Source organism: Mesorhizobium sp. M0040 (genome assembly GCF_040323505.1).
GTDB lineage: Bacteria > Pseudomonadota > Alphaproteobacteria > Rhizobiales > Rhizobiaceae > Mesorhizobium.
Window position 1 is genome coordinate 43,944 of the sequence record NZ_JAMYVA010000001.1, and the last position, 22,019, is coordinate 65,962.

General features: G+C 62.6%; 20 protein-coding genes. 7 read left to right on the top strand and 13 right to left on the bottom strand.

Going from position 1 to position 22,019, the window contains the following annotated elements; genetic code table 11:
* Positions 1-18: 18 nt before the first annotated feature.
* A complete protein-coding gene (nth, locus tag NKJ91_RS00230) occupies positions 19-840 on the top strand; it encodes an endonuclease III (RefSeq protein WP_352453991.1) in 822 nt (273 codons plus the stop codon).
* Between the two features lie 34 nt (positions 841-874).
* Here the strand turns inward: nth and NKJ91_RS00235 are convergent, their stop codons facing one another.
* The 4 genes from NKJ91_RS00235 to NKJ91_RS00250 form a co-directional block, all read right to left on the bottom strand.
* A complete protein-coding gene (locus NKJ91_RS00235) occupies positions 875-2,386 on the bottom strand; it encodes a tripartite tricarboxylate transporter permease (protein WP_023675283.1) in 1,512 nt (503 codons plus the stop codon).
* Between the two features lie 9 nt (positions 2,387-2,395).
* The gene (locus tag NKJ91_RS00240; protein WP_292663247.1) at positions 2,396-2,863 is read right to left on the bottom strand and encodes a tripartite tricarboxylate transporter TctB family protein; all 468 of its coding nucleotides are present in this window, start codon (positions 2,861-2,863) and stop codon (positions 2,396-2,398) included.
* Positions 2,864-2,942: 79 nt separating this feature from the next.
* Positions 2,943-3,920: a tripartite tricarboxylate transporter substrate-binding protein gene (locus tag NKJ91_RS00245; protein ID WP_352453992.1), complete on the bottom strand. Its 978-nt coding sequence runs from the start codon at positions 3,918-3,920 to the stop codon at positions 2,943-2,945.
* A gap of 185 nt (positions 3,921-4,105) precedes the next feature.
* Entirely contained in the window at positions 4,106-4,561 is a 456-nt protein-coding gene (locus NKJ91_RS00250) for a DUF2214 family protein (protein ID WP_352453993.1), read from the bottom strand.
* Positions 4,562-4,786: 225 nt separating this feature from the next.
* Here NKJ91_RS00250 and NKJ91_RS00255 point away from each other — a divergent pair, with 225 nt between their 5' ends.
* From NKJ91_RS00255 to NKJ91_RS00280, 6 genes are all read left to right on the top strand, one after another.
* Positions 4,787-5,326 (top strand): GNAT family N-acetyltransferase, encoded by a 540-nt coding sequence (locus tag NKJ91_RS00255; protein ID WP_352453994.1) that lies wholly within the window; start codon positions 4,787-4,789, stop codon positions 5,324-5,326.
* Between the two features lie 205 nt (positions 5,327-5,531).
* Entirely contained in the window at positions 5,532-6,509 is a 978-nt protein-coding gene (locus NKJ91_RS00260; protein WP_352453995.1) for a Bug family tripartite tricarboxylate transporter substrate binding protein, read from the top strand.
* Positions 6,510-6,667: 158 nt separating this feature from the next.
* Positions 6,668-7,201: a tripartite tricarboxylate transporter TctB family protein gene (locus NKJ91_RS00265; protein WP_352453996.1), complete on the top strand. Its 534-nt coding sequence runs from the start codon at positions 6,668-6,670 to the stop codon at positions 7,199-7,201.
* Positions 7,202-7,205: 4 nt separating this feature from the next.
* Positions 7,206-8,729 carry a tripartite tricarboxylate transporter permease gene (locus NKJ91_RS00270; RefSeq protein ID WP_352448303.1) on the top strand — a complete coding sequence of 508 codons (1,524 nt, stop codon included), beginning with the start codon at positions 7,206-7,208 and terminating at the stop codon, positions 8,727-8,729.
* Between the two features lie 15 nt (positions 8,730-8,744).
* On the top strand, positions 8,745-9,929 hold the full coding sequence (locus NKJ91_RS00275) for a CaiB/BaiF CoA transferase family protein (RefSeq protein ID WP_352453997.1): 1,185 nt from the start codon (positions 8,745-8,747) through the stop codon (positions 9,927-9,929).
* On the top strand, positions 9,926-10,777 hold the full coding sequence (locus NKJ91_RS00280) for a citryl-CoA lyase (RefSeq protein WP_352453998.1): 852 nt from the start codon (positions 9,926-9,928) through the stop codon (positions 10,775-10,777). Before NKJ91_RS00275 ends, NKJ91_RS00280 begins: the two co-directional genes overlap by 4 nt.
* A 78-nt stretch (positions 10,778-10,855) precedes the next feature.
* Here the strand turns inward: NKJ91_RS00280 and NKJ91_RS00285 are convergent, their stop codons facing one another.
* The 9 genes from NKJ91_RS00285 to NKJ91_RS00325 form a co-directional block, all read right to left on the bottom strand.
* Positions 10,856-11,365, bottom strand: a complete 510-nt coding sequence (locus NKJ91_RS00285) for an NUDIX hydrolase (RefSeq protein ID WP_352453999.1) — start codon at positions 11,363-11,365, stop codon at positions 10,856-10,858.
* 151 nt (positions 11,366-11,516) lie between these two features.
* The gene (locus tag NKJ91_RS00290) at positions 11,517-11,972 is read right to left on the bottom strand and encodes a hypothetical protein (protein WP_352454000.1); all 456 of its coding nucleotides are present in this window, start codon (positions 11,970-11,972) and stop codon (positions 11,517-11,519) included.
* Positions 11,944-12,636, bottom strand: coding sequence for a response regulator transcription factor (locus NKJ91_RS00295; protein ID WP_352454001.1), 693 nt, complete (start codon positions 12,634-12,636; stop codon positions 11,944-11,946). The genes NKJ91_RS00290 and NKJ91_RS00295 overlap by 29 nt, the downstream gene beginning before the upstream one ends.
* A complete protein-coding gene (locus tag NKJ91_RS00300; protein WP_352454002.1) occupies positions 12,633-15,374 on the bottom strand; it encodes a DUF4118 domain-containing protein in 2,742 nt (913 codons plus the stop codon). Before NKJ91_RS00300 ends, NKJ91_RS00295 begins: the two co-directional genes overlap by 4 nt.
* 53 nt (positions 15,375-15,427) lie before the next feature.
* Positions 15,428-15,997 (bottom strand): potassium-transporting ATPase subunit KdpC, encoded by a 570-nt coding sequence (kdpC, locus tag NKJ91_RS00305; protein ID WP_023675296.1) that lies wholly within the window; start codon positions 15,995-15,997, stop codon positions 15,428-15,430.
* 12 nt (positions 15,998-16,009) lie between these two features.
* Positions 16,010-18,103, bottom strand: coding sequence for a potassium-transporting ATPase subunit KdpB (kdpB, locus tag NKJ91_RS00310; RefSeq protein ID WP_352454003.1), 2,094 nt, complete (start codon positions 18,101-18,103; stop codon positions 16,010-16,012).
* Between the two features lie 214 nt (positions 18,104-18,317).
* Entirely contained in the window at positions 18,318-20,021 is a 1,704-nt protein-coding gene (gene kdpA / locus NKJ91_RS00315; protein WP_352454004.1) for a potassium-transporting ATPase subunit KdpA, read from the bottom strand.
* Between the two features lie 25 nt (positions 20,022-20,046).
* The gene (locus NKJ91_RS00320; protein ID WP_023675300.1) at positions 20,047-20,136 is read right to left on the bottom strand and encodes a K(+)-transporting ATPase subunit F; all 90 of its coding nucleotides are present in this window, start codon (positions 20,134-20,136) and stop codon (positions 20,047-20,049) included.
* A gap of 334 nt (positions 20,137-20,470) precedes the next feature.
* Positions 20,471-21,892, bottom strand: coding sequence for a hypothetical protein (locus NKJ91_RS00325; RefSeq protein ID WP_352454005.1), 1,422 nt, complete (start codon positions 21,890-21,892; stop codon positions 20,471-20,473).
* Positions 21,893-22,019 lie beyond the last annotated feature (127 nt).

Genomic DNA, 22,019 nt, shown 5'->3' on the forward strand with positions numbered 1-22,019 from the left:
GAATATTATAGGAAGGCAATGACAAGCCCCAAGCCCAAAAACTCTTCTGCGCTAAAAAAAGACCTGTTGCCCGGCCGCCGCAACGGCTCGAACGTCAAGCCGCGTCCGCGGCCGGCGAGATCGCGGGCGCTTTACAGCCCGGCCGAAGTGCATGAGATTTTCCGGCGCTTTTCCGTTCAGCGGCCGGAACCGAGAGGCGAACTCGAACATATCAACGCCTTCACGCTGCTGGTGGCGGTGGTGCTTTCGGCGCAGGCGACGGACGCCGGCGTCAACAAGGCGACGCGGGCGCTGTTCAAAATTGCCGACACGCCGCAGAAAATGCTGGCGCTGGGCGAGGCCAAGCTCGGCGACCATATCCGCACCATCGGGCTATGGCGCAACAAGGCCAAGAACGTCATCGCGCTGTCGGAGGCGCTGATCCGCGACCATGGCGGCGAAGTGCCTGAGGATCGCGATCAACTGGTCGAGCTGCCGGGTGTCGGCCGCAAGACCGCCAACGTCGTGCTCAACGTGGCATTCGGCCAGCATACGATGGCGGTCGACACGCACATCTTCCGCATCGGTAACAGGCTCGGCCTGGCGCCGGGCAAGACGCCGGAACAGGTCGAGCAAGGTTTCCTGAAGATCATTCCGGATGAATATATGCGGCACGCGCATCATTGGCTGATCCTGCACGGCCGCTATGTCTGCAAGGCGCGCAAGCCGGATTGCCCGGCCTGCGTCATCGCCGATATCTGCAAGGCCAAGGAAAAGACGACCAGCGTGCCTGCACCGCTGGTCGAGATCGCGCCGCTCGGGCCAGTAGAAGCGGCTACTGAGTCAGTGCCCGGCAAGTGACTCTGAAGTTCCTCGTATGTGGCGCCGTCCACATTCAGGAACTCTCCTCGACGAACACCTCCTCGCGCTTCTTCCTGACCGCGGGGAGAAACACGATGACGAGCACGGCAAGCGCGATGAGGAGCAGGCTGGCGCTGATCGGCCGCGTCACGAAGGTGCTCGGATCGCCGCGCGAGAGGATCATGGCGCGGCGTAGGTTTTCCTCGAGCAGCGGGCCGAGCACGAAGCCGAGCAGCAGCGGCGCAGGTTCGCAGCGCAGCTTGGTCAGGAGGTAGCCAAGCAAGCCGAAGAAGGCGACGGCATAGAGGTCGTAGACGTTGGTGTTGACGCTGTAAACGCCGATCGAGCAGAACGCCATGATGATCGGGAAGAGCACATAGTAGGGGATGGTAAGAAGTTTCACCCAAAGCCCGATCAGCGGCAGGTTCAAGATGATCAGCATCAGATTGCCGATCCACATCGAGGTGATGATACCCCAAAACAGTGCAGGCTGTTCGATGGCGACATTGGGGCCGGGCACGATGCCCTGGATGATCATCGCGCCGATCATCAGCGCCATTACCGGGTTGGCCGGAATGCCGAGCGTCAGCATCGGGATGAAGGAGGTTTGGGCGCCGGCATTGTTGGCCGATTCCGGTCCGGCGACGCCTTCGATGGCGCCCTTGCCGAATTCCCCGGGATTTTTCGAGACACGTTTTTCGACGGTGTAGGAGGCAAAGGCGGCAAGGATCGCGCCGCCTCCCGGCAGGATGCCGAGCGCCGAACCGATGATCGTTCCGCGCACGATGGGAGCCGCCATGCGCCGAAAATCTTCGCGGGTCGGCATAAGGCCGGAGATCTTTCGGATCAGCACGGAACGCTCATGCTCGTTTTCGAGGTTGCGCAGTATCTCGGCGACGCCGAAGACACCGACCGCCACTGCGACGAAATTCAGCCCGTCGGCATATTCGCGGATGCCGAGCGTGAAGCGGGGCGTACCAGTGTAAATATCGGTGCCGACAAGTCCCAGCAGCAGGCCGAGCACGACCATGGCCAGTGCCTTGACGATCGAGCCGTGGGCGAGCGCGACGGACGAGACCAGGCCGACGATCATCAGCGAAAAATACTCGGGCGCGCCGAATCTCAGCGCTATCGCAGTCAGCGGTGGGGCGAAGATGGCGACGAGGAAGGTCGACACCGTGCCGGCAAAGAACGAGCCTATCGCCGCGGTCGCCAGGGCTGCTCCGGCGCGGCCGTTCCTGGCCATCTGATAGCCATCGATTGCGGTGACGGCCGACGAGGATTCGCCGGGCATGTTGATGAGAATGGCGGTGGTCGAGCCGCCATACTGCGCGCCGTAATAGATACCGGCGAGCATGATGAGAGAGGAAACCGGGTCGCCGATCTGGAAGGTGATCGGCAACAGCATGGCGATGGTTGCGGTGGCACCGATGCCGGGCAGGACGCCAATCAGCGTGCCGAGAAGGACGCCGATCAGGCAGAAACCGAGGTTTGCCAAAGATGTGGCTGTCGAAAAGCCGAGTGCGAGGTTGTTGAGGAGTTCCATTTCATCTCCTCACAACGACAGTGGCAACCACGGGCCGAAACGCCGAAACGGCAGGCCGAGTGCGTAGCTGAAGACGACGAATGCGAACAGCGTCAGGCCGGCTGACAGCACGAGTGCAGTCAGCGGCTTCATACGGCCGCTACCGAAAGATGCGATCAGCGCCGTCAGGAAGATCGACGGGATGAAGCCGAGGCCGCGCACCGTCAGGCCGAAGAAGATCGGAGCAGGCAGGATGAACAGCATGCCGCGCCACGCAATGTAACCGATCGGCTCGCTCTCGAAACGCACCGCTTGGACGAGGATGGCGGCGCCAAGCAAGATCAGCACAATTGCCAGCACCAGCGGGAAATAGCCCGGCCCCATGCGAAAGGCGGTGCCGATTTCGAGGCCCAGCGACTGCAGCGCGAAAAAGGCGCCAATAAAGATCAACAGCGCGGCGCATATGCCGTTGGTTCTGTCGATTGCGAAAGGTTTCATGGCGTCCTCCCGGCCCGCCTCACGGGCGTGCCGATGCCGGTGTAAAAACGGGGCGCTGGCGGCGCCCCGTTAAAAACCTTTAGTCGGCGTACTGGCCGGCCGCTTCGATGATCGGCTTCCAGCGCGCAATCTCACTTTCCAGCTTGGCCTTGAGCGCGGCCGGCGTGGCATCGGCCTCGGGCGACGGCTTGGTGCCGAGTTCGGCAAATCGGGCGACGACGTTCTGGTCCTTCAGCGCCACCTGCAGAGATTTCGACAGGCGTTCGGTGATCTCGGCCGGCGTGCCCTTGGGTGCATAGATGCCGTGCCAGATGCCGACCTGCACCTGGGGAAGACCGGCCTCTATCGTCGTCGGCACGTCCGGCAGCACGTCTAGCCGTTGCGGCGAGGTTACGGCATAAGCCTTGATCGTGCCGCCCTGGATCTGCTTGGTGGTATTGGTCGTCTGGTCGCACATGATGTCGACCTGGCCGCCGAGAAGATCGGTCATGGCCGGGCCGGTGCCTTTATAGGGTACGGTGACCAGCGGCGTGCCGATGGCGCTCATAAACAGCATGCCGCACAGATGCGAGGCGGCACCGATCCCGGCATTGGCAACGGTGATGCTGTCCTTGTTGGCCTTGGCGTAGTCGACCAGCCCCTTCAGATCGGTCGGCTCGAGGTCCTTGCGGCCGACGATGGTCATCGGCACCTCGGTGACGAGGCCGACATATTCGAATGCGTTCAGCGTGTCGTAGGCGAGCTTTCTGTAGAGCGTAGCACTTGTCGCCATGCCGATGTGATGGAGGAGCAGCGTGTAGCCGTCAGGCTCGGCATTTGCGACGCGGCCCGCGCCCAGTGTGCCGCCGGCGCCGCCGACATTCTCGACGATGACCTGCTGGCCGAGGTCCTTCGACATGGCTTCCGCGACAAGACGCGTGACGGTGTCAGTAGGGCCGCCGGCCGAAAACGGCACGACAATGGTGATGGTGCGTTCGGGGTAGGTCTGCGCGCCAGCGGCCGGTGGGTAAAGCATGGCGGCCGCAGCGACAGCCAGCGCGGCGACGAATTTTCTCATCGTGATTCCTCCCATGATACGAATTACCAACCGCTGCGTGGAGTTCCTCTCAAAACTGACTGTAGATGGAGCAATAACTAGCGCAACCCGACAAATGACAATCGGGCTCAAACGGCAAACTGCACGTCTATCCGCGCAAATGAGTGGGAAGGCTGGGCCGTGCGATGCCCTTCCTCCAACCTATGCTAGTAGCCATAGCCGCGCGCCATCGCCGCCGCGAACACCGGGATCAAGAGGAAGATGAAGGCCGCGGTGCGGACATAGGTGCGAACGGACGCTAGCTCCGCCGCAGGCACCTGGAAGCCGGAACTGGCGCTCGCCTGCCTGTTCCAGGACAGGAATCGGACGGTCGGGATAATCGACAACAGGCCGACAATTGCGAAAGCGGCCATCTTTGCCCAGAACATCCAGTTGTAGACGTAGAATTCCCAGCCCTTGAGACCATAGATGACGCGGCCGATGCCGGCGACGATGATCAGCATGGCGATGATGCCGTAGTGGCGATCGATGCCGACAAGCCGCTTCAGCGTCGCGGCGGACAAGTCGCTGCGGATCAGGACGAACTCGGCGCCGATGATGCCCGCCAGCGAAAACACCAGCAGATGATGGAAGATGGCAAGCACAAGGTCGGTGGTGTCCATGCTGTTCCCCTCTGTCGGACGGCAGCGCCGAAACCGAACGCACGTGAACCAATACTGGCGAAAAATAACACTGCTTGGCAGGATTCACATCAGCCTGGAAGATAATCTACACAGCCTTGGCTCTTGTTTTACGCAACGGATTTTGATTCCCCGTCTCGTGCGTGTCGCTGTCCCCACGTTTGGAAGACCTGCATTAGGCACCGGCAACACAACCGAGACATGACCATGGCCAGTCCGCATACAATTGTCGCCCCAGTGATTGAGACCTCGCGCACGGTCCTGCGGCCGCACCGGCTTGACGATTTCGACGCCTATGTCGCTATGTGGGCCGATCCCGTCGTCACCCGCTTTATCGGCGGCAAGCCGCGCACGCGGGAGGAAAGCTGGATGCGCTTCCTACGCCACGCCGGCCTGTGGTCGCTTCTGGGCTACGGCTTCTGGGCGATCGAGGAAAAGGCGACCGGCCGCTTCATCGGCGAGGCCGGCTTTCACGATCTGAAACGCGACATGACGCCGTCGATCGAGGGCATTCCGGAAACCGGCTGGGCTCTGGTTTCGGGCGCGCATGGCCACGGGTTGGCCAGCGAAGTCGTCGCACGGGTGCTTGCCTTGGGCGACGAGACGTTCGGCGCCGCGAAGACCGTCTGCATCATCGATCCGGAAAACACCGGATCGCTGAACGTCGCGGCAAAATGTGGTTATGGCGAAGTGCTGCGAACCGTCTACCAAGGCAAGCCGACCATCCTGCTGGAGCGGCAGCCCTGACGGACGCTGTCTGGCCTCTGCCTGCCACGTCGTCCGGCGTCGAGTTCGCCTGCCTGAAGATCGCACAGGCCGATTGTGCCGCATGCGGCGTGTTCTGTCTTTGACAGGAAGACGCAAACTCTGCATGAATTTTATCGAGCGGGTCTGAAGTCAGGCCACGTTTCTGGCAGGCACCGGAGGAGGTGTCGCGATTTGGAGGAATCCCATGCTGAACAGACGCCGATTCTTGATGAGCACCGCTGCAGCAGGTGCTGCCGGACTGGCGGCATCGCATTTTATCCCCGCCTTCGCGCAGGACGCACCGCAGCTGCAGATTTTCGTGCCGGCGGCGCCGGGCGGCGGCTGGGACCAGACGGCGCGCGCCATGGACCAGGTGCTGCGCAGTGAAAAACTGATCTCCGGCTCGCAGATCACCAATGTCGGCGGCGCCGGCGGTACTGTCGGCCTGCCGCAATTCGTCAACCAGTGGAAGGGCAAGGGCAATGCGCTGATGGTGGCTGGCATGGTCATGGTCGGCGCGATCATCGCCAACAAGGCGGCTAACAACCTTACCGAGGTCACGCCAATCGCCCGCCTTACTGGCGAGTTCGAGGCGCTTGTGGTGCCGGCCGCCTCGCCGTTCAAGACGGCCGCGGACTTTGTCGCTGCTCTCAAGGCTGACCCGACGCAGGTTCCGGTTGCTGGCGGTTCGGCCGGCGGCTCGGACCATATATTGTTCGGCCTCATCGCCAAGACCGTTGGTGTTCCGGCCACCAATCTTTCCTATGTGCCGTTCGCCGGCGGCGGCGAGGCGCTTTCGGCGCTGCTCGGCAACCAGGTCGCGGCCGGCATCTCCGGCTATGGCGAGTTCGCCGAACAGGTCAAGGCGGGTGCGCTGCGGCTGCTGGCCATCTCCGCGGACAAACGCCAGGAGGGGATCGATGCGCCGACGATGAAGGAAGCCGGCATAGATGTCGAGCTGTTCAACTGGCGTGGCGTCTTCGCACCGCCCGGCGTCTCGGACGCCGACAAGGCAGCAATGATCAAGCTGATCGAGACCATGGCCAAGAGCGACGCCTGGGCCACCGAATGCAAGAACCGCAACTGGACGCAGATCCTGCTCACCGGTGACGATTATGCGAAATTCGTCGCAGAAGACACGGCCCGCATCGGGACGATCCTCAAGGACCTCGGCCTAGCGTGATGCTCTCGGCAAGGGGCGGCAGCCTGCGCCAACCCTTGCCGACTTTCGCCAGCCGCATGGACATACGCGGCGCCGGAGGTGAAACTACGCCGAGATCGGCCGAGTGAGACCGGTCCAAGGAGAACCGGCCCGAAGGGACCGACATTGGGAGGACGATGATGAGCACCAGCGACCAGCCGGCGCCGCCGCGCCTTGCAGTGCCCGAACTGCTGATCGGCGTCGGGCTCCTCGCCTGTGCCGGTGCGGTTGCCTGGCAGACGCTGGCAATCCCGGTGTCGCCGCTCTATTCCAAGGTCGGTCCGACCGTCTTTCCCTACATCACCATGACCGGGATGATGATCCTGTCGCTGCTGCTCATCATTGCCGCCTTGCGGGGCGGATGGCAGCCGGAGGACGAAAAGGAGACGCCGACCGACTGGAAGGCGATGGGCATCGTCGCCCTCGGACTGATCGCCAATCTGGTGCTGATCCAGCCGCTCGGCTTTACCGCTGCATCTGTCATCATGTTCGTTCTCATCTGCCACGGTTTCGGCAGCCGGCGTCCGCTGCGTGACGTGCTGCTCGGGCTGATCCTGGCGCTGGCCGCCTATTTCGGCTTTGCCAGGGCGCTTGGCGTCAATATCGGCGCCGGCTTCATCGAAAACCAGCTGAACGCGATCGTCGATTCGGTCGTTGCCATGCTGAGGGGCTGACGCCATGGAAACGCTCGGCCATCTCGCGCACGGATTTTCGGTCGCCTTCTCGCCGATCAATCTCATATGGTGCCTGGTCGGCACCACGCTGGGGACTGCGATCGGCGTGCTGCCCGGCCTCGGGCCGGCACTGACCATCGCGCTGCTGTTGCCGATCACCTATCAGGTGGCGCCGGAGGCGTCCTTCATCCTGTTTGCCGGCATCTACTACGGCGCCATGTATGGCGGCTCGACGACATCGATCCTGCTCAACACGCCTGGCGAAAGCGCCACCATCGTCACCGCGCTGGAAGGCAACCGGATGGCCCGCTCCGGCCGCGGCGGTGCGGCCCTGGCGACCTCGGCGATCGGCTCCTTCGTCGCCGGCACGCTGGGCACCATCGGCGTTGCCTTCCTGGCGCCGATCGTCGTCAAATTCGCGCTGGCCTTCGGCCCGGCCGAATATTTCTCGCTGATGGTGCTGGCCTTCATCACGGTTTCGGCAGTGCTCGGCTCGTCGTCGGTGCGCGGCCTGACCAGTCTGTTCGTCGGCTTCGTCGTCGGCATGATCGGCGTCGACCTGCAGACGGGGCAGCCGCGCTTCACCTTCGGCACGAGCGAATTGCTCGACGGCGTCGACGTCATCGTCGTCGCCGTTGGCCTGTTCGCCGTTGGCGAGACGCTTTACATGGCCTCGCGCCGCTATGCCGGCAAGGACGATATCGTGCCGTTGAAGGGCTCGCTCTACATGACCGCGGCCGAATGGGCGCGCTCGTGGAAGCCATGGCTGCGCGGTGCCCTGATCGGCTTCCCGATCGGTGCCATGCCGGCCGGCGGCGCCGAAATCCCGACCTTCCTCTCCTATGCGATCGAGAAGAAACTCTCCAGACACAAGGAGGAGTTCGGCACCGTCGGCGCCATCGAGGGCGTTGCCGGGCCGGAGGCCGCCAACAATGCATCCGCGGCCGGCGTGCTGGTGCCGATGCTGACGCTCGGCCTGCCGACCTCGGCGACGGCCGCGATCATGCTGTCGGCATTCCAGAGCTACGGCATCAATCCCGGGCCGCTGCTGCTGACGACACAGGCCGACCTGGTGTGGGGGCTGATCGCCAGCCTGTTCATCGCCAATGTCATCCTCGTCGTCCTCAACCTGCCGCTGATCGGGCTCTGGGTGCGATTGCTGAAGATCCCGGCCCCGCAACTCTATGCCGGCATCCTGGTGTTCGCCACGGTTGGCACTTACGGCATCTCGCAATCGCCGATCGACCTCGTCATCCTCTATCTGCTCGGTGCCGCCGGCTTTCTGATGCGGCGTTTCGATTTCCCGACCGCGCCCGTCATCATCGGCATGATTCTCGGGCCGCTTGCCGAAACGCAGTTCCGCCGCGCGATGACCATCTCGAATGGCGACTGGACGGTGTTCTACAAGCATCCGCTGTCGCTGACGCTGCTGACGCTGGCCTTCATCGGGCTGGTTGGACCGCATATCTGGGCCTACATCGAGCACAGACGCATGCGTGGACCGGAGCACGTGCCGGGCGATGCCTGAGCTGTTCGTGACGTCATGACAGACCTGCTTTCCGGCATCCGCATCCTTGACCTGACCAATGTGCTGGCCGGCCCCTATTGCGCCTACCAGCTGGCGTTGCTCGGGGCCGACGTCATCAAGGTCGAGACGCCGCAAGACGGCGATCTGGCGCGCCAACTCGGCGCCTCTCCGGAGCTCAACCGGGCGGGCATGGGCGCTTCGTTCCTGGCGCAGAATGCCGGCAAACGCTCGGTGGCGCTCGATCTCAAGCAGGAGGCCGGCCGCGAACGCTTCCTCGATCTGGTCGCTTCGGCCGACGCGCTGGTCGAGAATTTCCGCCCCGGCGTAATGGACCGGCTGGGGCTTGGCCATGCCAGGCTGAAGGAGGTCCGGCCAAGCCTTGTCTACTGTGCGATATCGGGCTTCGGCCAGACCGGGCCGATGCGCGACAATCCAGCCTACGACCAGATCATCCAGGGTCTTTCCGGCATCATGAGCATCACCGGTACACCGGAAACGGCGCCGCTGCGTGTCGGCTATCCCGTCGCCGATACGCTTGGCGGGCTGGTCGGGGCGTTCGCCATTACCGCCGCACTGGTCAAGCAGAAGACGACAGGCGAGGGCGCGTTCCTGGACGTGTCGATGCTCGAATGCACGCTTTCTGCGCTCGGCTGGCCGGTGTCGAACTATCTGACGGCGGACGTCGAGCCGCAGCCGATGGGCAATGAAAACATGACGGCCGCACCGTCTGGCGCGTTTCGCACCGGCGACGGCTTGCTCAACATCGCAGCCAACAAACAGGAGCAGTTCGTCGCGCTCTGCCGATTGATCGGCCGGCCGGAGCTGGCCTCGGATGTCCGCTTTGCCGAGCGAGAAACGCGCAAGCAGAACCGCATTGCATTGAAAGCGCTGATCGAGGATGCCTTGGCGAGCGGCTCGGCCGCCGCCTGGGAGGAGACGTTCAATCGCGCCGGCGTGCCGGCAGGCAGGGTGCTGACAATCCCGCAGATACTGCAGGAGCGACAGGTGATCGAGCGCGGCATGACGGCGCGCTTCCCGGCTGTGTCCGGGATGGACCAGCCGCTGACCGTGGTGCGCGGCGGCTTCATGGTCGATGGCGAGGCGCCTTTGCCGAGCAGGCCGCCGCCGGGGCTCGGCGAGCATATGGACGAGGTTTTTGCCGGCCTGCCGCCGCGTGCCAGGAAAAGAGCGAAGGCATGAGCGGAACGCAAAACAAGACTGGTCGCGCACGCGGCGAGGAATGGTGGCAGACCGGCATCATCGAGATGCGCCCCGGCGTCATCCGGCTGCGCGGCTATGAAATCCAGGATCTGATCGGCCGCGTCAGCTTTCCGGCAATGATCTGGCTGATGCTGCGCGGCGAACTGCCAAGCGAGGAGCAGGCAGCGCTGCTTGGCATCGCGCTGGGTGCTGCCGTCGACCATGGGCCGCAGGCGCCGTCGATCGCCATCGCCCGTATGGCGATCACCTGCGGCGTCGGCATCAACAGCGCCATGGCATCAGCCGTCAACGTGCTTGGCGATGTGCATGGCGGCGCCGGCGAACAGGCGCTTTCCTTCTACGGAGACATCGCTGCCGAACTGGACGCCGGCATGCCGCTTGCGGACGCCGTGTCGGCGCGGCTCGATCGTTTCCTTGCCGGGGAAAACGGCTATGTGCCCGGGCTCGGCCATCGTTTCCATCCGGTCGACCCGCGGGCGCCCCGCCTCATCGAGCTAACCCGCGACTTTGCCGCGCGCGGCATCGTCAGCGGGCGCTTCGCCGACATCGCGGAGGCGATCGAGGCCGAGGTGGCGCGGCGCAAGGGCAAAAAAATCCCCCTCAATATCGACGGCGCCACGGCCGTCATCTACGGCGAGCTCGGCTTTCCGCCGCCGCTGACGCGCGGCCTTTTCGTGCTGTCGCGCTCGGTCGGCATCCTCGCACATGCGTGGGAACAGTCGCAGGAAAGCGACCGCAACAAAGGGCCACTGCCGCGCGAATGGCTGTGGGCCTATACCGGCACGCCGGCGCGGCCTCTGCCCGAGGAAGACGATGGCAGTCAGTGAGGCATCGGTTCAAGAGACGGCGGCGGCGGGCGCTGGAACCAATTCCATCCCGACACAGTCGGGGCAGGCCTCCATCTTCTATTGAGCGGGATCTTTTCCGAACGCCGGACCCTGCTTTTTGGGATTATGCTCCAGCTCGGCAATCCTGATGTTTCTCACCAGCGTCGAAAGATCCGGCTCGTCGATGAGCAACGCCGCGTCGGCTGGTGCCAGCCACGCACGCTGACGCCTCTTGGATTCCTGCCAGTCGGCAAGTTCCTCGGTTACCTCCAGCAAATAGACGACGACGTCGACACGGACGAAGCGGTTTGCCAGCCGCTTCCAGTAGGAATAGGTGCCGGCCGGTTGTTTCAGTGTCTTGCCGAGAACGCCGGCTTCTTCCTGTGCTTCGATAGTGGCCGCCTTGCGGCCGCTCTTGCCCTTCATCGGCCAGCCCTTCGGCACGATGAAGCGCCTCGTCGTTCGCGATGTGACGAGCATCACCTCGACTCCGCCATGCCCATTCAGCCGAAAGGGGATCGCAGCGACCTGGCGAATCCGGTCGCCCTTCCTTGCCTTGCGTACGACCTTCTTCTTACTGGCTGCCATTCGATAATCCAGTCGAAGCGGTGCCCAAAGCAGGAAGGGCAGCGTTGCTAAATCCAAACCGCCTTCGATGTTATCTCAGGTGCGGCGGCATCCAAGCATAATAAGTCGGCTAAATAAATGGAAACGTTAACGGGCTAAATAAATGGAAACGTTAACGGCAAGTGCTGACAAAGCCGCTCCCCGACGGCAGCAACTGGCAAGTTGGCCTCATCTGCGGCACCTCCTGCCGTTGCGGTGTTGGGATTTGGCGATCCTGGGCACGGTACTGCTGTTGCTGCTGCTGGTATTGCTGCCGCCGCAGCCTGTTCTCCAACATCTGCAACTGGTCCTGCTGGATCAACACGTTGCGGTCGGCGGGACTGACGACCTGTGCCGATGCAGCAGGATTTACGCCCGACAGCATCGCCGCGGTCAGCATTGCCGACCCTAAAAACGTCAATAGACGAAGCCGTGACATCCGTTCATTCCCGCACAAAACCAACCTTCCCTTAATATAGGGCTTTTGTCCGGCGACGCCATGGCCGCCGCTGATTTGAAGCGGATTGGAAGAGGCATTTCGGCTTCGGATGCTCGTCGCGTCAATCGATTTCGCGCAGCCGGTATCCAACGCCGGTCTCGGTGGTGATATAGCGGGGCTGGTCGGGCGTTTTTTCGATCTTTTGCCTGATCTGCCGGACGTAGACTCTGAGATATTGAACGTCGGTGGAATCGCCCCAGACCTGCTTCAGCAGGAACTGGTGGGTGAGAACCTTGCCGGCGTGCTGCACCAAGGTGCGAAGAATGTCGTATTCCTTCGGCGAGAGCTTTATCTCCTTGTCCTCGACCTTGACGACGCGCTTCACCAGATCGACGGAGAGGTCGCCGGTTTGGAACACCGGTCTCTCACCCTGCTGCTGGAACTTGTGGCGAAGCGCTACGCGGATGCGTGCGACAAGCTCGTTCATACCGAACGGCTTGGTGACATAGTCGTCGGCGCCGAGTTCGAGGGCGGACACGATGCCGGCCTCATCAGTGCGGCTGGAAAGAATAACCACGGGAATGTCCAGGCCATCATCCCGCCATTTGCGCAGCAAATCATGGCCGCTCATGCCGGGGAGGCCGAGATCGAGCAGCACAAGGTCCGGCTTTTCCGTCTCGATGAGTTCAATCGCCGCCCTGGCGTTCGGCGCCTCGCTGATCGCATAGCCTTGGCTGCCAAGCCCGACGCGAAGCAGTTTCCGGATCGGCGGTTCGTCGTCGACCACCAATATCCTGACGTCCAGGCTCGTCATGCCAGATCGTCCATATTTTGATGGCCCGTCTCGGGTTCGCCGAGATTGGGCAGTTCCGCCGGCACCAGTTGCATCTTGATCGTGAAAACCGCCCCCGAGCGGTCGGACCTGTTTGCCGCCAAGAGCGTCCCGCCCATCGCTTCGATGAAGCCGCGGCAAATCGACAGGCCGAGCCCCGTGCCGGCACGCACCTGGTCACCCTTGCGCACACGGTAGAAAGTGTCGAAAACGCGCTCTAGATCCGCTGGCGGAATGCCTGGTCCCTCATCCATGATCTGCAGGATGACGAAGCCGTTGTCGGCCCAGGCTTGCAGGCGGATCGTCGAACCTGGCGGCGCGTATTTTGCAGCATTGTCGAGGAGGTTGAACAGCACCTGTTCGAACAGAACGGGGTCGACCCGCAACATCGGCAGATCCGATGGAATGTCGATCTCGGTCTTATGCTCGCCGACGATTTTGCGGGCCCGATACAGAGCTGAACCGACAATGTCGCCGAGATAGTGAAACGCATAGTTCGGCTCCATCGTGCCGGATTCGATCTTGGTCATATCGAGCAGATTGGCAATGAAGCGGTTAAGCCTCTCCGCTTCATCGAGCACGGTCGACAGCAGTTCCGTCCGGTCCTGCTCGGGAAGTGCGGCCTCGAAGTCCCTGAGTGTTCCGGCCGCGCCCATGATGGCGGCAAGTGGCGTCTTCAAATCGTGGGAAATGGAGGTGAGCAAGGCCGAGCGCAGACGGTCTGCCTCGGCCGCGAGCTTGGCCCGGTCAACATCGGCGACGAGCTGGATGCGCTCGATGGCGACCGCCGCCTGGTCGGCGAGCGCATCGAGCAGACGCTGCTGCTCGGGTGTCAGCAGCGGACCTTGCTTGTCGTTGTCGAGGCCGACAACGCCCACCGCCGTGCGTCCGGTCCGCAAGGGCAGATAGAGGCGCTTTGCTCCGGGCAGCGTGTCGGCGCCGCGCCCGGCGGCGCGGTTATGCTCCCAGGCCCAGCGGGCTGCTGCGATGTCGGCCTCGGCCAGCGTGTCGTCGGGTGGGTAGCCGGCTTTGACCGCAATTGTGCCGTTCTCCGGCAGAAGCAGCACCACGCGCAGCTTCAGCATCGAGGCGATCTGGAAGGCAGTCGCCCAGAGAACGTCATCAAGCGTCCCAGCGCCGGCGAGCTTCTTTGAGAAGAGATAAATATCTTCTGTGGCGCGTGCCCGCGAGCGCGCAGCGACCGCCTGACGCTGCACGCGCGCTGTTAGATTGCTGGCAATGACCGCAACAACCAGGAAGACAGCCAGCGCAACGATGCTCTCCGGATCCTCGATCGTCAGCGTGTAGCGTGGTTCCAGGAAGAAATAGTTGAAGGCAATGGCGCTGATGAGGCAGGCATACAAAGCCGGCCAGAGACCGCCGGTCACCGCCGACGTCAGGACCCCAATGAGAAAGATGATCGCCAGATTGCGGACGTCGAGAAACTGGTCGAGAAGAACGGCGAAGGCGAGCGAGCCAACAACATAGGCCGTGGCCCTGAGATAGGGCCAGATCTCGAACTGCCACTGCTCGTCCGCCGCCTTGACGGTCCTCGACGTCGCCTCGGCGTTGCGTTCGTTTCCCGAAATGACATGGACGCTGATGTCGCCGGCATTGCGGATGAGATCGTAAGTGAGCGAGCCTTCGATCAATTCCCGCCAGCGCGATCGGGTCGGCCTGCCGATCACGATATGGGTGAAGTTGTTCGCCGTCGCATGCCGAACGATGTCTTGCGCGACGTTCTGACCCGGAATGGTCGTCACCTCGGCACCGAGCTGCTCGGCAAGGCGCAGCTGCGTCGCCAGCCGATCCTTGTCCTCCTCGGGCATGGCCGCTGAATGAGGGGTATCGACATGAAGCGCCGTCCAAGGGGCGCGGAGCCGGTCGGCCAACCTCCGCGCATAGCGTACACGGGCCGCCCCGCCCGGACGCGCATCGACGCAGACGAGAACCCTTTCCCCCGCCGCCCAAGGCCCGGGTATCGCGTGGGCCTGCATGTGGGTCAGCAACTGCTCGTCGACCCGCTGGGCAGTGCGGCGGAGCGCCAATTCCCGGAGCGCCGTCAGATTGCCCGGCGAGAAATAGTTCTCGATGGCGCGCTGGGCGGTGCTGGGGATGTAGACCTTGCCTTCCTCAAGCCGTTTGATCAGATCGTCGGGGGTGAGGTCGATGATCTCGATATCGTCGGCCTGGTCGATTATGGAGTCGGGGACAGTTTCCCGCACCCTGACGCGGGTGATCTGCGCCACGACATCGTTCAGGCTCTCGACGTGCTGGATATTCAGCGTCGTGTAGACATCGATGCCGTGCGTCAGGATTTCCTGGACGTCGAGATAGCGCTTGGGGTGACGGCTGCCGGCGACGTTGGTGTGGGCGAGTTCGTCGACCAGAACTAGCGCCGGGTGCCGGGCGAGGATGGCGTCGAGATTCATCTCCTCAAGGATCCGCCCCTTATAATCGATCTCAAGGCGAGGAATGACCTCGTAGCCTTCGACCAGCGTCTGGGTTTCCTTGCGGCCGTGCGTCTCGACGATGCCGATCACCACGTCGACCCCGTCGGCCAGCCTGGCGCGGCCCGACATCAGCATCTCGTAGGTCTTGCCGACACCGGGGGCGGCGCCGAGAAATATCCTCAGGCGACCGCGCTCCTCCCGCTCGGCATGCTCGAGCAGCGCGTCGGGAGAGGGCCTGGTTTCGGCGGTGCGGCTGTCGTCTGGCATAAGGGTCAATCATGAACGGCGCCGGCTTCGGTGTCGATCCCGGCGCCGGTCCTTCACTGTTTCATCGCATCGTCCAGCGCAAGGTTGAGGGCCAGCACATTGACCACCGCCTCGCCGATGAATCCCAATTCGCGATCTTCGACATGGCTGTCGACAAGCGATTTGATCCTGGATTCATCGACGCCCCTGGCCTTGGCCACCCTGGCAACCTGAAAATAGGCCGCATCGGGGCTGATATGCGGATCGAGGCCGCTGCCGGACGTGGTGACCAGATTCATCGGTACCGGCTGGCTCGGGTTTTCGGCTCTCAGCTTTTCGGCGTCGCTCTTGATCCTGTCGATGAGCTTCGGGTTGGTAGGGCCGAGATTCGAGCCGCCCGAGGCGGCGGCATTGTAGCCGTCGCCGGCAGCCGACGGGCGGCCATGGAAGTAGCGGTCGCTTTCGAAAGCCTGGCCGATCAGCTCGGAACCGACGAGCTTGCCGTCCTTCTCGATCAGGCTGCCATTGGCCTGGCGCGAAAACAGCGCCTGGGCAATGCCGGTCATGCCGATCGGATAGACCAAACCCGTCAGAATGGTGAAGAAGACGATCATGACGATCGCGGGCCTGATTTGATTGAGCATCGACGTGGTTCCTTAGGCGAGACCGAGAGCGGTGATGGCCATGTCGATCATCTTGATGCCGACGAAGGGCACTACGACGCCGCCAAGGCCATAGACAATGAGATTGCGGCTGAGCAGCGCACCGGCGCCGACCGCGCGGTATTTGACGCCCCTCAGCGACAGCGGGATCAGCGCAATGATGATCAGCGCGTTGAAGATGATGGCCGAGAGGATAGCGCTCTGCGGCGTCGCCAGATGCATGACATTGAGCGCTTGCAGCGGCCCGGCGGTCTGGCCCGGGGCGATGTAGAAGACGGCGAATATTGCCGGGATGATGGCAAAATACTTGGCCACGTCGTTGGCGATGGAGAAGGTGGTCAGCGAGCCACGCGTCATCAGCAGCGCCTTGCCGATTTCGACGACCTCGATCAGCTTGGTCGGATCGCTGTCGAGATCGACCATGTTGCCGGCCTCGCGCGCCGCGACCGTGCCGGTGTTCATGGCAACGCCGACATCGGCCTGCGCAAGGGCCGGCGCATCGTTGGTGCCATCGCCGCACATCGCGACCAGTTTGCCTTTGGCCTGCTCGTCGCGGATCAGCTTCAACTTGTCCTCGGGCGTCGCCTGGGCAAGGAAGTCGTCGACGCCGGCTTCCGCCGCGATCGCCGCCGCGGTCATCGGATTATCGCCGGTGATCATCACCGTGCGGATGCCCATGCGGCGCAATTCGGCAAAGCGTTCTGCGATGCCGCCCTTGACGATGTCCTTCAGATGGACGACGCCGAGCAGGCGCCCGTCGCGCTCGACCGCGAGTGGAGTGCCACCCGATTTGGCGATCTCGTCGGCGATCGCCTGAAGGTCGCGGACGGTGTCGCTGCCGGGGCGCGTACTGCCTGTGGCAACGGTCGAGAGGTTGACGTGGGCAAGTACCGCATCGACTGCGCCCTTGCGGACTGAGGAGCCTTCCAGATCGACACCGCTCATGCGGGTTTGCGCGGTGAAGGGCACGAAAGTCGCGTGCAGGCTTGCCATGTCGCGGGCGCGGATGGCGTATTTTTCCTTCGCCAGGACGACGATCGAGCGGCCTTCCGGCGTTTCGTCGGCAAGCGAGGCAAGCTGAGCCGCGTCGGCCAGTTCCTGTTCGGTGACGCCCTTGACCGGACGAAATGCCGTCGCCTGACGGTTGCCCAGCGTGATGGTTCCGGTCTTGTCGAGCAGCAGCGTGTCGACATCGCCGGCCGCCTCGACGGCGCGGCCCGACATGGCGAGCACGTTGAAGCGCACCAGGCGGTCCATGCCGGCAATGCCGATAGCCGACAGCAGGGCGCCAATTGTGGTCGGGATCAGGGTAACGAACAGGGCGACCAGCACGGTCACCGAGATATAGCCGCCCGAATACGAGGCGAAGCTCGGGATCGTCGCCGTCGCCAGCACGAAGATCAGCGTCATGCCGACGAGCAGGATGTTGAGCGCGATCTCGTTGGGTGTCTTCTGGCGCTCGGCGCCCTCGACCAGCGAGATCATGCGGTCGAGGAACGTATGACCGGCAGCCGCAGTGATGCGCACGCGGATCCAGTCGGACAAGACCTGCGTGCCGCCGGTCACCGCCGAACGATCGCCTCCGGATTCGCGGATGACCGGTGCGGATTCGCCGGTGATGGCCGCCTCGTTGACCGACGCCACGCCTTCGACCACCTCGCCGTCCGAGGGGATGATGTCGCCGGCTTCGACAAGCACGATGTCGCCGACCTTCAGGCTGGTGCCGGGCACCAGTTTGAACTTGCTGCGGTCGCCACCGTTCAACAGCTTGGCCTGCGTCTCGGTTCGCGCCCGACGCAGCGAGTCAGCTTGCGCCTTGCCGCGGCCTTCGGCCACCGCTTCGGCGAAATTGGCGAAGAGCACGGTGAACCACAGCCAGATGATGATCTGCAGCGTGAAGCCAAGATCGCCGCCGCTGGTAACGAGATCCTTGACGAACAGCACGGTGGTGAGCGCCGAGACGACGGCGACGACAAACATCACCGGGTTTCGCATCAAGGTGCGCGGGTTCAGTTTTCTGAAGGAACCGCCGATAGCGGGCCACAGAATGCGGGTATCCATGATGCTCACGGATTTCGACGGGCTCATTTGGTAGCTCCAGTGTCGATGTTGTTGACCGGTCGATCGTGTGCCGAACGAAGGTGCGGCGGCCCCGTAAGCCAGCAGCCAGATCATGATCAAGGCTGCCGCAATAGCGAGGAATGTGGACAGCGTCGGGAAAGGAGGGGGCGTTTTCTCCCCCTCCGGCTCGGGGCGATGCCGGACCTTTCGAGGTATGATGTTGAACCAGGGCATCGCCGTTTCAGAATGTCTGACCGTGAATCATCGCCAGGTGCTCGACGATCGGTCCGACCGCCAGGGCCGGGAAGAAGGTCAGGCCGCCGACGATCAGGATGACACCGGCCAGCAGCCCGACGAACAGCGGACCGTCGGTCGGGAAGGTGCCGGCGGAGGCAGGGACGGTCTTCTTCGCAACCAGCGAGCCAGCAATCGCCAACGCCGGAATAATGACCAGGAACCGGCCCATCAGCATGCCGATGCCGAGCGTTACGTTGTACCAGGGCGTGTTGCCGCTGAGGCCGCCAAAGGCGGAGCCATTGTTCGCCGCGGCCGAGGTGTAGGCATAGAGAACCTCGGAGAAGCCGTGCGGGCCGGCATTGGCGATGGAAGCAACGCCGGTCGGCAGCACCACCGCGACAGCGGTGAAGATCAGCATTGCAAGCGGCAGGCAGAGCACGGCCAGCATAGCCATCTTGACCTCCTTGGCCTCGATCTTCTTGCCGAGATATTCGGGCGTGCGTCCGACCATCAGCCCGGCGACGAAAACGGCAATGACGATGAACATCAGGATACCGTAGAAGCCGGCGCCGACGCCGCCGACAATGACCTCGCCGAGCTGCATGTTGATGATGGGGATCATGCCGCCGAGTGCGGTGAAGCTGTCATGCATGGCGTTGACCGCGCCGCAGGATGCGGCCGTGGTGATGACGGCAAACAGTGCCGACAGGGCGATGCCGAAGCGGCTCTCCTTGCCCTCCATGTTGCCGCCGTCGACGCCCAGCGCATGGACGAGCGGATTGCCGGCGGCTTCCGCCCAGTAGCAGACGGCAACGCCGGCGATGAACAGCACGCCCATAGCCGACAGAATTGCCCAGCCCTGGCGCTGGTTGCCTACCATGCGGCCGAAGACATTGGTCAACGCCGCGCCGAGGGCGAAGATCGTCACCATCTGGATCAGGTTGGAGATTGCATCGGGATTTTCGAAGGGATGCGCTGCATTGGCGTTGAAGAAACCGCCGCCATTGGTGCCGAGCATCTTGATGGCAACCTGGGAAGCGACCGGCCCGATCGCGATAGTCTGCTGCGCGCCTTCGAGCGTCGTCGCGTTGACGTAGGCAGCGAGCGTCTGCGGCATGCCGAGATAGACATAGACCAGAGTCAATGCGACGCAAAAGGGCAAAAGCAGGTAGAGCGTGCCGCGGGTCATATCGACCCAGAAATTGCCGATCGATTTGCCTGAGGCTCTAGCAAAGCCGCGGATCAATGCGACCGCAATGGCGACGCCAGTCGCCGCCGACAGAAAATTCTGCACGGTCAAGCCGGCCATCTGCACGAGATAGGACATCGTGCTTTCGCCGCCGTAGTTCTGCCAGTTGGTGTTGGTCATGAAGCTGGCGGCGGTGTTGAAGGCCAGCCCAGGTTCGACGGCGGTCATGCCGGCCGGATTGTAGGGCAGGCCGCCTTGCAGCCGTTGCAGCAAATAGAGCACCAGGAAGCCGGCCAGGTTAAAGAACAGCAGGGCCGCCGCATAGGAGGTCCAGTGCTGCTCCTCGCGCTCGCTGGTCCCTGATATGCGGTAGAGCCCGCGCTCGAGCGGGGCCAGAATTGACGACAGGAATGTGCGCTCGCCGCTGAAAACGCGATGCATGTAGCCGCCGAGCGGCTTGGCCAGCAGAACGACGATCCCGCAATAGACGAGGATCTGTAGCCATCCGTTGATTGTCATGGGGTTGGCTCCTTGCCAGCGGAGATCAGAAGCGTTCCGGGCGAACGAGGGCGTATGTCAGGTAGGCGAGAAGAAACAAGGTCACGGCGCCGCCGAGGATATAGTCGAAAAGCATGTTACGATCCCCTAAACTTACAGCTTGTCGCAAGCTTTGATGTAGCCGAAGCATAGAGCAAAGAACGCGATTCCAATCGCGACAACAACTATGTCCACCGCGCGTTTTCCTTATGTTGTATTTGTTTGTTTACTTTAACAAACTATCCAAACCCGTCGCCGCATCATATCGGCGGCTGGATACACCGCTCCTGTGAATATGGATCAAAGTGCCATAAAGGTTCGAGACGGGACGCGGAGCAAAGAAATCAAAATCCCATAAGGATTTCGCCGCCTCGGCGCTGGCCGAAGCTTCAGGGGGGGAAGTGCGCACCGGCGCGCGAAGCTGCCGGGGCTCAGTCCGCGCGGGTGTAGATCACCGCGTAATCGTCCGCATAGGCCCGCTTCCAGCCCAGTTCGTCGAAGAACGGAATGCGGCTGTCGTCGGCGGTCAACAATGCCCAGCCTATCGTATATTTGTCGAGTTGGGCTTTCAGGATCGGCTTGCCCCGGCTGTGCCCAGTCTGCTCATCCGTTTCCGTAAAGCCATTCAGGAAGAGCTGATCCGCGCGGCCGTCGATAAACGTCCTGATGCCGTGGAAAATCAGCGTGCCGCCGAAATCGTAGGAGTTCAGCAGATTGCCCGACAGATTATGGGTTTGGGCAAAGGCCAGTGCGTCCCTCGCCGAGGTCTTCTGGCTCGGCGCGACCGGATAGGTCGTGAAGGCGGCAGCCGCCAAAACCAGCAAAACGGCAAGTCCAGCACAAATCCTGGAAAATTGCCGTGCGAAAAATTGTTCAAGTCCGTCACGCTTTTCCGCCGCCCATTTCTCGGCTGAAAGCACTGGATAATGTTGCGCGACCTCGACGGCAAGGACCACCGGCACGAGAAGAAAGAACAGATACATGAACCGTATGTGGGTGAGATAGACGTGCAACGTGAAGACAAGGAACAGCGCCTTGGCCCAGCCAATGCGCAATCTCGACACGAGCAGCCCGAAAAACGCCACCAGCAGGGCCACCTCCTGGAGGGTGTGCCGCGAGGCGTCGTAGGGTTGCCACTCCGCAATGTAAGGCACCGCCTCATTGCCATAGGCCACGGTGAATGTGGCGAGTATGGCCTTGACGCCATAGGGATTGAGCAGGCTGACCAGCGGGCAAAGCAGCCCGAAAACGATCCACTTGGCCAGCAGCCGGGGGTTCGACAAGCGTGTGCGCATGACGAGATCGAGGCCGGCGAAGGCGGCGATGACGAAACCGAAGGTGAAGGTGGCATGGAGATTGGCCCACAGGCAAAGCAGCGCCAGCAGCCATAAGGGCGGTGCTTTCTCGTTGCGTGCGGCCTGGAAAAGACCGGCGGTCCAGACGACGATGATGGGCAAGGTAAAGATGTGCGGCCGGGCGACATAGATTGGCCCGATCAAGAGCGCGAGAACCAGCGTCAGTCCTATCGCCAGCGTCGGCTTCAACCACGCGCTGAGATACCACGAGGTCAAGAAGGCCGTCAGCGCGATTACTGCAGTCGCCAGCAGCACCACGCCGTTCCAGCCGCCGGCTTGAAAGGCAATTGCAAGGAGAACCTGGCTAAGCCATTCCTTGGCGATCCATGGCTGGCCGGCAAAAGTGTAGGAATAGATGTCGACGGTGGGGAATGTGCGGCTTGCCAGCATATCCATGCCGACCTTGATGTGCCACCAGCTATCGGGATCCTGCAGGAGGGAGGTGGCAAAGGCGAGGAGCGCCGCCGCCATCACGACCGCCGCCAGCAGGCAAAACATCAGCCTCACATGCCGTATGTCATATATCGACGGCCTCGCCTCACCAGATATCCCGCGCATATGGCATCCCTGAGCCGCGATAGCGGAAGGGATAGGCCGAATTTGTTAGAAAACCGATAAGCTGCAG